This window comes from Pseudomonas sp. MNR3A, from assembly GCF_009650575.1.
In the GTDB taxonomy this organism is placed as follows: Bacteria; Pseudomonadota; Gammaproteobacteria; order Pseudomonadales; family Pseudomonadaceae; genus Aquipseudomonas; species Aquipseudomonas machongensis.
The window spans coordinates 170955-182362 of the sequence record NZ_VZZS01000004.1 but is presented as its reverse complement, the minus strand read 5'-3'; the positions used below and the strand labels follow the sequence as shown (position 1 = coordinate 182362).

Sequence of the window (11408 nt, the reverse complement as noted above, 5' to 3'; positions counted from 1 at the left end):
AAAGCCTTGAGACGAAGGTCAGGCAAGGCGAAAACAGCCGAGGAACGGTCGGAGTCGCGCTCGACTTTACGGGTTGTAAATGAGCATTCCGAGGCTGTTTTCAACGCAGCATCACCGAGTATCAAGGTTTTTCATACAGAGCCTAGTGGATTGAACGGTTTGTCGAAGGCAGTTGGGCGAGGCGCTCACCCAGCTTGAGGCGTTGCACCGGATCGTCGCTCAACAGCAGTGCGTGCTCCAGGTCGAAGCGCTCGGCCTGGGGGCAGTCCAGGTGCTGGTAGAGGGTGGCGCGGGCCAGGTAGTCGGCGACCTGCACTGGTCCCAGTTGCATCACCCGTTCTGCGTCGATCAGCGCAGCCAGGTCGTTGTCGTTGCTGCTGTGCAGTTGGCGCAGGTTGCGCGACAGGCGCTGCAGCATCTGCATCGGGCTGGCGCTGTGCAGGTGCTCGGCAGTCAGGGTCATGTGCGGGCCGTATTGGCGGTTGAGCAGTTCGCGGCAATCTGCGGGGTACAGGCGTCGACCGCCGCAGGGGTCGAGCAGGTGATCGGCGCCGGGTACGCGCAACAGGAAGTGGCCAGGGAAGTTCACCCCCTCCAGTGGGATCGACAGGCGCTGGGCCATTTCCAGTGCGAGGATCGCCAGCAGCAGCGGCTGGCCTCGACGGCGCTGCAGCACCTTGTCCATCAGCGCCGCTTGCGGACGTAGCGGATGGTATTCGTCCTGCTGGAAACCCAGGGCGTTGAGTTGGCGCAGCAATGGCTGGGCGAGCTCGCCGACGGGCAGCATTGGCAGGCGCGCGTTGATTTCCCGATGCAGGTCGTGCAGTTGCGCAAGACAGGCGGCGGGATCGACCTCGCGATCATGCTCGGCGGCGATCCAGAGGGTGGCTTCCAACAGGGCGACCGGAATGCGGTCGAGACAGGCCAGGCAGGCTTTACGTGGGTTCATCGGACTTCTCCACACACACTAGATTTTTAGCCCCGGCGCACCGATTCGTCCAGTGGTCCGCCCAGGCCCTGGACAGTCGCCGGCTGCCTATACTGATGTGAGCACCTTGTGGGGAGCCCGTCGATGTTCGCGCTCATGCAAAGCACCCGTACCCAGTCCCTGCACCTGTGGAACGACCCCGCCACTGGCTTGAAAGCCGTGGTGGCGATTCATAGCGAGCAACTGGGGCCAGCCATGGGGGGCTGTCGCTACCTGCCGTACGCCGACGATGAAAGTGCGATGAGCGATGCCATTCACCTGGCCCAGGGCATGAGCTACAAGGCGGCCCTGGCCGGGCTGGCGCTGGGCGGTGGCAAGGCGGTGATCGTGCGCAACCCCCATGTGGAAAACCGCGCGGCGCTGTTCGAGGCATTCGGGCGTTTCGTCGACAGCCTGCAAGGGCGTTTCATCACTGCCGTGGACAGCGGCACCTCGACGCTGGACATGGACTGCATCGCCCAGTCCACCCCTCATGTCACCAGCACCACCGCCTCGGGCGATCCCTCGCCGCACGCGGCCATGGGCGTGTTCGCCGGTATTCGCGCCACCTCGATGGCACGGCTGGGTAGCGACAATCTCGAAGGGTTGCGCGTGGCGGTGCAAGGGCTGGGCAATGTGGGTTATGCACTGGCGGAGCAGTTGCATGCGGCAGGGGCGGAGTTGCTGGTCAGCGACCTTGACCCGGGGCGGGTGAGGCTGGCGGTGGAGCAGTTCGGAGCACATCCGGTGACCAACGATGCGCTGATCAGCACGCCCTGCGATATCTTCGCGCCCTGCGGGGTAGGGCCGGTGCTCAGCGGCCAGAGTGTGATGAAGTTGCGTTGCGCGGCGGTGGCCGGCGCCGCCAATCATCAGTTGACCACCTTGCAGGTGGCCGATCAGCTAGAGAGCCGCGGGATTCTGTATGCCCCGGACTACGTGATCAATGCCGGTGGGCTGATCTACGTGGCGTTGACCCACCGAGGCGCTGACCTGAGCACCATCACCGCGCATCTGGCGCGTATCCCTACGCGTCTGACCGAGGTATTCGCCCATGCCCAGGCCGAGAAGCGCTCGCCTGCGCGTGTGGCGCAGATGCTGGCGGAGCGGCTGTTGTACGGTTGAGCGAGCGCTGGCTCCAGCATCCACGCCCCGATGTACAGGAGTCGCAGACGCTGCGGCAGGTGCCTTATTCCGCTGCCTCGCCTTCGAGCAGCTCGGCCAGCGCATCGGGCTGGCTCTTGAATGCCCGGGCGAACACGTCGCGGTTCTTGGCCATGTAGATGCCCGCTTCTTCGACTTGCTGCTCGCTCAGCGACGGCACGGCCTTTTGCAGTACTTCGGCCAGCCGTTCGGCCAGCTCGAGCATCTTGTCGTGACGGTCTGCTTCGGCCTTATCCATGAACAAGCGCTCCGGGTCGCGGCTGCTGCGGTACACCACTTCGACGGCCATTCATCACCTCTGTGCCTTTTGTGTATGTGGGTTGGACGACAACTGTATCTTTATACAGTGTCGAGCATAGCGGATTCTTTGGCAATCGGATAGTGGCGTTCTGATTTGCCCCGATGCTCTCGCCGAAGCCTAGTCCATAGGTGCCTTGCGGCAATCGGTCGCCTTCCAAGTACAGGGCCTGGCCCTTTAACTGCATGTCACAAGCGTCACATCGGTGGCGCATCATCCTTCATGTCGTATCGAGGAATCCTGCATCGTGAAATCCAAATGGCCAGAAAAGCTGCGCAAGGGCCTGCATGCGCCCGCCGACGCACTGGGAAATCTGTTCGTCGAGTCGTTCCATTACCTGGCCCTGTTCGGCATCGGTGCGATCACGGCCTATGCCGCCGTGGCGACCTTCATCGAGATGCTGGAGAAGGGTGGCATCAGTGTCGATGACATCCTGCTGCTGTTCATCTACCTCGAGCTGGGAGCCATGGTGGGGATCTACTTCAAGACCAACCACATGCCGATCCGCTTCCTGCTGTACGTGGCGATCACCGCGTTGACACGCCTGCTGATCGGCGATGTCTCGCACCACAAGGCGCCGGACGTTGGCTTGCTGTACGTGTGTGGCGGCATCCTGCTGCTGGCCTTCGCGATCCTGGTGGTGCGTTTTGCCTCGTACCGCTACCCGTCGACACGGGCGATCGATGCCAACGGCAAGGATATGGACGACGGCAAGGTCTGACCCATCCGGCAGCGACTTGGGCAAGCGGTGTCGGCTTGCCCTGCCTTATAGGCAAATATTTCGTTGAAAGGCGTTTTGATAACCAATCGTTCTGCAAGATTTCTCCGCGTTACGCCACAAGCCTATACCGGAGATCACGCAGGACGCCGCAATGCCCCATTACCTCGACGATGCCCAGCGCGAAGACGTGCAGCATCTTCAATGCACTTTCACCGGCCGTACCGAATGGCCGACCTGGCTGTTGCTGGCGGTGGTCTATGGTGGCTGGACGGCGCTGCTGCCGCTCAGCCATGCGCTGGGGGTGTGGCCGACCAACCTGTTGCTGATTCCGCTGCTGGTGCTGTGGCTGTCGTTGCAGCACGAGTTGCTGCACGGGCACCCGACCCGTTTTCCCTGGCTGAACAAGCTGCTCGGCTACGCGCCCTTTGCCCTCTGGTATCCCTACACCCTGTATCGCGACAGCCACCTGATTCATCACCGCGATCACGACCTCACCTTGCCGGGCCTGGATCCTGAAAGCCGCTACCTGAGCGACCGGCACTGGCAGCGCAGCGCCCGGTGGCACAGAGGGGTGCTGTGGCTGGGCAAGACGGTCCCCGGACGTGTGCTGGTCGGCGCGCCGCTGGGCCTGTTCGGGCTGGCCCGCGAGGAGCTGGCGCGGCTGGGGCGCGGTGATCGCCAGGCCTGGCTGATGTGGCTGACCCACGGCTTGTGCAGCGTATTGCTGCTGGTGTTGATTGCGCGGTTCAGCGCACTGTCGGTGCTGCACTACGTGTTCCTGGTCAGCGTGCCGGCCGTTGGCCTGGCGATGCTGCGTTCGTTCTACGAGCATCGGCCGCACCCGCTGCCTGAGCAGCGCACGGTGATCAACGAGGCCGGGCGCCTCTGGTCGCTGCTGTTCCTGAACAACAACCTGCACCTGGTGCACCACGATCTTCCGGGCCTGCCCTGGTACTTCATCCCACGTATCTACCAGCGTCATCGCACGCAGTGGCTGGCGCGCAGCGGGCACTTCCTGGTGCCGGGCTATGGGGCGCTGCTGCGTCGCCACGGCCTTGCGCCGATCGACAGCCCACGCCACCCCTTCGCCTGAACAGGAGCCACGCCATGACCCAGGGATTCGTCGACCTGTCGATGTACGTCGCCCCCGAGCGCATCAACCAGGCCAGCGCTGCCTGGCTGCAGCGCATTCTTCTATTGCTCGATGCGCGGGGTGAAGCGGTGGGTGCGCAGCCGTTGCTGCAGGTCTGGCGCTCGCCGCAATTGCTGCTCAGCCAGACCTGCGGCTACCCGTTGATGACCGCGCTGCGTGGGCAGGTACGAGTGGTCGGGCAGCCACGCTATCGCCTGCCATATGTGCGCGAAGGTCAGCACTGCAGCCTGCTGCTGGTGCGCGAGGATGATCCGCGCCAGGACCTGGCGGCGTTCTTCGACAGCCACGGGCTGGTCAACGGCCCGGACTCCAACTCCGGCATGAATCTGCTGCGCCACGCGCTGGCACCCTTGCAGCGTGAAGGGCGGTTTTTCTCGCAGATCAGCCATACCGGTGGGCACCGCAACAGCATGCGCGCCCTGCGCGAGGGCCAAGGCGATCTGGCGGCCATCGACAGCGTCACCTACGGCTACCTGGCGCGCGATCACAGTGAAGAGGTCGAGGGCCTGCGCATCCTCGGCCAGACCGCCTGGGGGCCGAGCCTGCCGTACATCACTGCCGGTTGGCGCAGTGCCGAAGAGGCAGAGTGGATTCGCCGCGCGATGAACCAGGCCCTGGCCGAGTTGCCGGCGGTGGCCGAGGCCCTGGCCATCGACCAGGTGCTACCGGCCGCGACGACCGATTACCAAGTGCTGCTGGATTACGAGGACGAAGCGAAGCGGCTTGGTTTAGTCACGCTCGAATAATGAAAACGGAATATAAAAATCACTTTTAAGTATTTTTAAAGCATAAGCGGCCAGACTAGGATGCGCTCACCGGACGACCGGACCTCTTTGTATCCACTCCTGGATGGAAGCCTCATGTCCGGTCGCGAAAACCCTCATGGCGAATATGTCGGCAGTCTGTTCCGCAGCCACTACCCCTGGCTGTGCGGACGCCTGCGCCGACACCTGGGCGACGGTGCCGCCGAGGACATCGCCGCCGACACCTTCGTGCAACTGCTCAGTGCGCCGGTCCCGGAGCCGATCCGCCAGCCGCGCGCGCTGCTGACCACCATCGCCCAGCGCCTGATGTACCAGCTGTGGCGCCGCCGCGACCTGGAGCGCGCCTACCTCGATGCCTTGCTCGAGGATGACGACCATCTGGCGCCTTCGCCCGAAGCCCATGCGCAGATGATCGAGGCGTTGCAAGCCATCGACACCTTGCTCGACGGCCTGCCGGCCAAGGTCAAGGCGACCTTCCTGCTGTCGCAGCTCAACGGCCTGACCTATCCGCAGATCGCCCTTGAACTGGGGATCTCCCAGCGCTCGGTGAGCGACTACATGGCCAAGGCTTTCAACCGTTGCCTGAAACTTTCCCTGGACTGACATGCGCGACCCCGATGAGCAGCAACACCTGATCGAGCAGGCGACCCAGTGGCTGGTGCTGCTGCGTTCGGGCCAGGCCGAGGCGCGTGATCACCTGGCGTTCCAGGCCTGGCGTCGCGCCGACCCGCGGCATGAGCAACTGTGCCAGCGCCTGGAGAACACCCTCGGGATGTTCCACGTGCCGCGTAGCCAGGGTGTCGACGGCCGTGTGGTGCAGCGCGCCCTGGCAGCGCCTTCGGGGCGTCGGCGTTTCCTCCAGCGTGCCTTGCTCGGGGCCGGTGTGGTGGTGGGTGCGGGCTTGATCGGCAACCCGATGTCTGGCCTGCACCTGGGGGCCGATCTGAGCACCAGTACGGGTGAACGTCAGACCTTGAGCCTGCCCGATGGCAGCCAGTTGGTGCTCAATGCCCAGAGCCAGGCCGATGTGCGCTTCGACAGCCAACTGCGTGTGCTCGAATGGCGCGGTGGCGAGGGGTTGCTGACCGTGATCGATGAGTCGCGGCCGTTTCTGGTGCGTATCGAGGGCAGTACGGTCAGTGCGCGATCGGCGCGCTTGCTGGTGGCAGAGCGTGCCGGGCAGTGCCGGGTCTGCGCACTGGCCGGGGTGCTGGAGATCAGCAGCCAGGGTGGTGATCGGGTGCAGTTGCGCAAGGGGCATGCGGTGAATTTCGACCGGGTGAGCATTGCCTCGGTTGAGCTGTTGCGGCCAGGCGAAGGGGCGTGGGTCGATGGTCTGCTGGAAGTGCGCGACAGCCCGTTGAGCGAGGTGGTCGATGCGTTGCGGCCCTATCGACGCGGCGTGCTGCGCCTGGATCCTGCGGTGGCTGGATTGCGCGTGAGCGGGCTGTTTCGGCTCGACCAGAGCGAGCTGGTGTTCGAGGCGCTGGCGCGGACCTTGCCGATTCGTGTGAGCCGGCATGGGGAGTATTGGCTGAGTATCGGGGCGGTGTGAACCAGGATCGCGGGCGGGCTTTTCCAGGTTCTAACGACATAACCAATCGATCTGCAAGATTCTGCGCACCCGCGCCACACCACTGCTGTAAACGCTGCCGAGGGGGGCAGCGTCATGGATTCCTTGGGGGGAATCGTTGTGCGCCGTATCCAGAAGAACACCACTGCTACTCACTCGCGCTTCAAGCGCAATGCCCTGGCCCTCGGCCCGTTGCTCGGCCTGCTGATCAGCACCGCCCAGGCCGCCGAGTCGGTACAGGCCTACCACATCAAGTCCGGCCCGCTCGACCAGGTGCTGCTCGACATCAGCCGCCAGAGCGGCCAGGTGATCTCCTTCACCCCGGAGGTCGAGCGCTTCTCGTCCTCGGCGGTGGAGGGCGACCTGACCACCCAGCAAGCCATCGACGCCGCGCTGCGCGGCACCGGCTTGCAGCTTCAGGTCAGCCCGGGCGGCGCCTTCATCATCAAGGACGAGACCGCCGCCGCCAGCGCCCGGAGCGCGCCCAGCGGACCGGTCGGGCAAGCCAGCGCTGCTGCGGCGCCTACCCTTGACCGCGTGATTGCCCTTGGCACCCGGCGCAGCGACGCCACCGCGCTGACCAGCGCCGCGCCGGTCGATGTGATCGACAGCCAGGAGCTGGTCAAGACCGGCGCCACCACCTTGAACCAGGCGCTGTTCCAGTTGCTGCCCTCGTTCAACTTCCCGCAGAACCAGAGCGCCACCCGTGGCCAGAACCCCAAGGGCGCCTCGCTGCGCGGCCTGTCGCCGGACCAGACCCTGGTGCTGGTCAATGGCAAGCGCCGGCATGCCTCGGCGGTGGTGAACATCTCCGGTGGGGTGCCGTTCATTGGTGCCCAGCCGGTCGACCTGGACATGATCCCGATCAGCGCCATCGACCATGTCGAGGTCCTGCGCGATGGCGCTTCGGCGCAGTACGGCTCGGACGCAGTGGCCGGGGTGATCAACATCGTGCTCAAGGAGCGCGACAGCGGCGGGCAGATCAACACGCAACTGGGCAAGTACGGGCAGGGCGATGGCTTTCGCAAGAACGTCGATGGTTGGTATGGCCTGGGTCTGCCGGGCGACGGCTTCCTGACCCTGAGCTTCAACGGCGTCAACGCCAAGCCCACCGACATCGGCGACAAGTACGTCGCCGACGGCCAGTTGCAGGAGCACCGTTGGGGCGGGGCCAGCCGCGACAAGTTCAACCTGGCAGCCAACGCCGAGGTCGGCCTGAACGACCAGTGGCGGCTGTACAGCTTCGCCACCTATGGCCAGGACAAGTCGATCAACAACACCCCGCCGCTGTTGCGCGACAACCCCAACAACGTGCAGGCGCTGTACCCCGAGGGCACCATCCCCAAGTACCGCTTCCGCTACGAGGACGCCTCGGTCACCGTCGGCTCGCGCTTCGAGGACGAGGCCATCGGACGCCTGGACATCAGCGCCACCTATGGCCGCGACAAGCATGACGAAGTGGCGTTCGACACCCTCAACCCCAGCTATGGCGTGAACAGCCCGACCAAGTTCGACATTGCCACGCTGATCAACAGCCAGACCAACCTGGCCGTCGACTACGCCCGTGACGTGGGCGTGGCCTGGTCGACCCATCCGCTGACGGTGTCGGCGGGCGTGGCCTACCGTCGCGAGCAGTACGAACTGCAACCGGGCGATTTCAGCTCCTACTCGTTCGGCGGCATCGACGGGGTGCAGGTGGGTGGGGTGCAGGCTTCGGGCCTGACGCCGGACGATGCCGGCACCTACAAACGTGAAGTGGGCGGGGTGTATTTCGGCCTGGAAAACCAGGTCACCGACAAATTCCAGGTAGGCCTGGCCGGGCGCAGCGAGCATTACTCAGACTTCGGTTCGGCCACCACCGGCAAGCTTTCGGCGCGGTACGAGTTCACCCCGCAGGTCGGCCTGCGCGGCACCCTCAACAGCGCCTACCGTGCGCCGACCCTCGGCCAGATCGGTACCTCCTGGACCACCACCACCAACGTCGACGTCAACGGCAATCCGGTGCTGACCCGCATCCTGCCCGTCGATCATCCGGCGGCCCAGGCCCTGGGCGCGCAGTCGCTCAAACCGGAAAAATCCACCAACTACTCGCTGGGCCTGGTGCTGCGCCCGACCGAGCAGGCGTCGCTGACCATCGATGCCTACCAGATCGATATCCGCGACCGCCTGCTCTACAGCGGCGGCATTTCCGGCCCGGACGCCGAACGCATCCTCACCGCTGCAGGCTTCGGCCAGTACAGCTGGGCGCAGTTCATGACCAACGCCGCGAACACCCGCACCCGTGGCGTGGACATCGTCGGCAAGTACAACCTGGGCCTGGACCGCTATGGCGACCTGGCGCTGACCGCCGGCTACACCAAGGCGCGCACCACCATCGAGAAGATCCATGGCAACCCCTTCGGTTTCGACGTGCTGACCCGCGAGGCCCAGGGCTTCCTCGAACATGGCTATCCCGAGGACAAGCTGATCCTTGGCGCCACGCACACCTACGGCCCATGGACCGTCAGCCTGACCCAGACCCGCTACGGCGAGTACCGCAAGTACGCAGCCTCGGCGACCAACGCACAGTATGACCAGACCTTCTCGGCCCAGTGGATCACCGACCTGGACGTCAACTACGCGTTCACCAAGCAACTGCGCGTTTCGGTAGGCGCCAACAACCTGTTCGACAGCAAGCCGGATGACTTCAACACCCGCCTGCGCCAGACCCCGGGCCAGCAGTACAGCTACCTGGCGCCGTCGGCACCGGAAGGGGCGTTCTACTACACCCGGCTCAGCTACGACTTCTGATCGACAACGAGACTGCACATGACTGCGATGAAGAAACTCCTGGGCGGCGCGCTGCTCGCCCTGGGCCTGGCCAGCCAGCCGTTGCTGGCGGCCAGCCCACCAGCCCCGATCCATTTCGGCGCGCTCACCTGGGAAAGCGGCAGCCTGATCACCGAGATCCTGCGTACGCTGGTCGAGAAGGGCTACGGTTATCCGACCGACACCCTGCCGGGCAGCACGGTCAGCCTGGAGGCGGCCCTGGCCAAGGATGACATCCAGGTGATCGGCGAAGAGTGGGCCGGGCGCAGTCCGCTGTGGATCAAGTCCGAAGCCGAAGGCAAGGTGATCGCCCTCGGCGACACGGTCAAGGGCGCCAGCGAAGGTTGGTGGGTGCCGGAATACGTGATCAAGGGCGATCCTGAGCGCGGTATCGAGGCCGTGGCGCCGGGTCTGAAGTCGGTGACCGACCTTGTTCGCTACAAGGATGTGTTCCGTGACCCCGAGTCGCCGCAACAGGGGCGCTTCCTGAACAGCCCGACCGGCTGGACCTCGGAGATCGTCAACAGCCAGAAGCTCAAGGCCTATGGCCTGGCCGACAGCTTCGTCAACTTCCGCTCCGGCTCCAGTGCTGCACTGGATGCCGAAGTGACTGCACAGATCCGTCGCGGCAAGCTGGTGCTGTTCTACTACTGGTCGCCGACCCCGCTGCTGGGCCGCTACAAACTGGTCCAACTGGAAGAGCCGGCCTTCGATGCCGAGGCCTGGAAGACCCTGTCCAACCCGAACGAGGCGCACCCCAGAGGTACGCGCTCGCTGCCGGCGCGCCTGTCGATCGGCGTCTCGGCGCCGTTCCATGCGCGTTACCCGGAGCTGGTGCAGTTCTTCGACAAGGTCGATCTGCCACTGGCGTTGCTCAACCAGACCCTCGCCCGCATGGCCGAGAAGCGCCTGGATCCGCGTGTGGTCGCCGAAGCGTTCCTGCGTGAACAGCCCCAGGTGTGGAGCGCCTGGTTACCGGCCGATGTGGCCGCCAAGGTCAAGGAGAACCTGAAATGATCGTGCGTATGCTTGTCACCCTGTTGCTGGCGCTGGGCAGCACCCTGGCCCTCGCGGCCGATCCGCAGGTGCTGCGTATCGGCTACCAGAAGAGTTCGGTGAACATGGTCCTGGCCCGCGAGCATCGCCTGCTCGAACAGGCGTTGCCTGGCACCCAGGTGCAGTGGATCGAGTTCCCCGGTGGGCCGCAACTGATCGAGGCGCTCAACGGTGGCAGCCTGGACGTGGGCAACATTGGTGATATTCCGCCGATTTTCGCCCAGGCGGCAGGTATCCCGTTGCGCTACATCGGTATCGAGCCCAACGACGGTCGCAGCGAGGCGATCATCGTGCCGAGCAGCAGCCCGGCCAGGACGCTGGCTGATCTCAAGGGCAAGCGCATCGCCTTGCAGAAAGGCTCGAGTGCCCACAGCCTGCTGCTCAAGAGCCTGATCAAGGCGGGCTTGCAGCTGAGCGATGTCGAGCTGGTCTACCTGCCTGCCGCCGATGCCCGCCCGGCCTTCGAGCAGGGCAAGCTGGATGCCTGGGTGATCTGGGATCCTTACTACGCGGCCGCCTTGCTCGATGGCAGCGCCCGCACCCTGAGCACCGGTGAGGACGTGCATCCCAGCGGCACCTACTACATTGCCAGCCGGCCGTTCACCGAGCAGTACGGTGCGACCATCGACAAGGTGCTGGAGGCGTTGCGCCAGGCGCAGAAGATTTCAGTCGAGCAGCGTGAGCAGAGCATCGACGGCATGACCAAGGTGCTGGGGCTCAAGCGTGAAGTGGTGGAGCTGTATTTCGAGCATCGCTACAACGCGCCGATCCGCCCGCTGGATGCCGCGGCGATCGAAACCCAGCAGCGGATTGCCGATCTGTTCTTTGCAAACCGCTTGATCCCGCGTGCGGTGCAAGTGCGGGAGGTTGTCTTTCCGCAGTGATGAGGCGTGTGTTGACCTCT

The 11408-nt window shown here is 64.6% G+C and carries 11 protein-coding genes; 9 read left to right on the top strand and 2 right to left on the bottom strand.

Annotated elements, in window-relative coordinates:
- Window positions 1–142 precede the first annotated feature (142 nt).
- Window positions 143–949 (bottom strand): SirB1 family protein, encoded by an 807-nt coding sequence (locus F6X62_RS03495; protein ID WP_153772700.1) that lies wholly within the window; start codon window positions 947–949, stop codon window positions 143–145.
- A 123-nt stretch (window positions 950–1072) separates the two neighbouring features.
- Between F6X62_RS03495 and F6X62_RS03490 the strand changes: the two genes are divergently transcribed.
- A complete protein-coding gene (locus F6X62_RS03490; protein ID WP_153772699.1) occupies window positions 1073–2092 on the top strand; it encodes a Glu/Leu/Phe/Val dehydrogenase dimerization domain-containing protein in 1020 nt (339 codons plus the stop codon).
- A gap of 64 nt (window positions 2093–2156) precedes the next feature.
- Here the strand turns inward: F6X62_RS03490 and F6X62_RS03485 are convergent, their stop codons facing one another.
- The gene (locus tag F6X62_RS03485; RefSeq protein ID WP_054893506.1) at window positions 2157–2420 is read right to left on the bottom strand and encodes a YebG family protein; all 264 of its coding nucleotides are present in this window, start codon (window positions 2418–2420) and stop codon (window positions 2157–2159) included.
- A gap of 256 nt (window positions 2421–2676) precedes the next feature.
- Here F6X62_RS03485 and F6X62_RS03480 point away from each other — a divergent pair, with 256 nt between their 5' ends.
- From F6X62_RS03480 to F6X62_RS03445, 8 genes are all read left to right on the top strand, one after another.
- Entirely contained in the window at window positions 2677–3150 is a 474-nt protein-coding gene (locus tag F6X62_RS03480; protein ID WP_054893505.1) for a phosphate-starvation-inducible protein PsiE, read from the top strand.
- Window positions 3151–3301: 151 nt separating this feature from the next.
- Entirely contained in the window at window positions 3302–4243 is a 942-nt protein-coding gene (locus tag F6X62_RS03475) for a fatty acid desaturase (RefSeq protein ID WP_153772698.1), read from the top strand.
- Window positions 4244–4257: 14 nt separating this feature from the next.
- The gene (locus F6X62_RS03470; RefSeq protein ID WP_153772697.1) at window positions 4258–5049 is read left to right on the top strand and encodes a phosphate/phosphite/phosphonate ABC transporter substrate-binding protein; all 792 of its coding nucleotides are present in this window, start codon (window positions 4258–4260) and stop codon (window positions 5047–5049) included.
- Between the two features lie 114 nt (window positions 5050–5163).
- A complete protein-coding gene (locus tag F6X62_RS03465; protein WP_054893502.1) occupies window positions 5164–5670 on the top strand; it encodes a sigma-70 family RNA polymerase sigma factor in 507 nt (168 codons plus the stop codon).
- A gap of 1 nt (window position 5671) precedes the next feature.
- Window positions 5672–6622 (top strand): DUF4880 domain-containing protein, encoded by a 951-nt coding sequence (locus tag F6X62_RS03460; protein WP_153772696.1) that lies wholly within the window; start codon window positions 5672–5674, stop codon window positions 6620–6622.
- A 138-nt stretch (window positions 6623–6760) separates the two neighbouring features.
- Entirely contained in the window at window positions 6761–9430 is a 2670-nt protein-coding gene (locus F6X62_RS03455; protein ID WP_371926201.1) for a TonB-dependent receptor domain-containing protein, read from the top strand.
- An 18-nt stretch (window positions 9431–9448) separates the two neighbouring features.
- On the top strand, window positions 9449–10465 hold the full coding sequence (locus F6X62_RS03450) for an ABC transporter substrate-binding protein (protein ID WP_153772694.1): 1017 nt from the start codon (window positions 9449–9451) through the stop codon (window positions 10463–10465).
- Complete coding sequence (locus tag F6X62_RS03445) at window positions 10462–11388, top strand: aliphatic sulfonate ABC transporter substrate-binding protein (RefSeq protein ID WP_153772693.1); 927 nt, start codon at window positions 10462–10464, stop codon at window positions 11386–11388. The genes F6X62_RS03450 and F6X62_RS03445 overlap by 4 nt, the downstream gene beginning before the upstream one ends.
- Window positions 11389–11408 lie beyond the last annotated feature (20 nt).

Coding starts and splice junctions, on each gene's coding strand:
- F6X62_RS03495 (WP_153772700.1), bottom strand. CDS start 949: ATGAACCCACGTAAAGCCTGCCTGGCCTGTCTCGACCGCATTCCGGTC.
- F6X62_RS03490 (WP_153772699.1), top strand. CDS start 1,073: ATGTTCGCGCTCATGCAAAGCACCCGTACCCAGTCCCTGCACCTGTGG.
- F6X62_RS03485 (WP_054893506.1), bottom strand. CDS start 2,420: ATGGCCGTCGAAGTGGTGTACCGCAGCAGCCGCGACCCGGAGCGCTTG.
- F6X62_RS03475 (WP_153772698.1), top strand. CDS start 3,302: ATGCCCCATTACCTCGACGATGCCCAGCGCGAAGACGTGCAGCATCTT.
- F6X62_RS03470 (WP_153772697.1), top strand. CDS start 4,258: ATGACCCAGGGATTCGTCGACCTGTCGATGTACGTCGCCCCCGAGCGC.
- F6X62_RS03465 (WP_054893502.1), top strand. CDS start 5,164: ATGTCCGGTCGCGAAAACCCTCATGGCGAATATGTCGGCAGTCTGTTC.
- F6X62_RS03460 (WP_153772696.1), top strand. CDS start 5,672: ATGCGCGACCCCGATGAGCAGCAACACCTGATCGAGCAGGCGACCCAG.
- F6X62_RS03450 (WP_153772694.1), top strand. CDS start 9,449: ATGACTGCGATGAAGAAACTCCTGGGCGGCGCGCTGCTCGCCCTGGGC.
- F6X62_RS03445 (WP_153772693.1), top strand. CDS start 10,462: ATGATCGTGCGTATGCTTGTCACCCTGTTGCTGGCGCTGGGCAGCACC.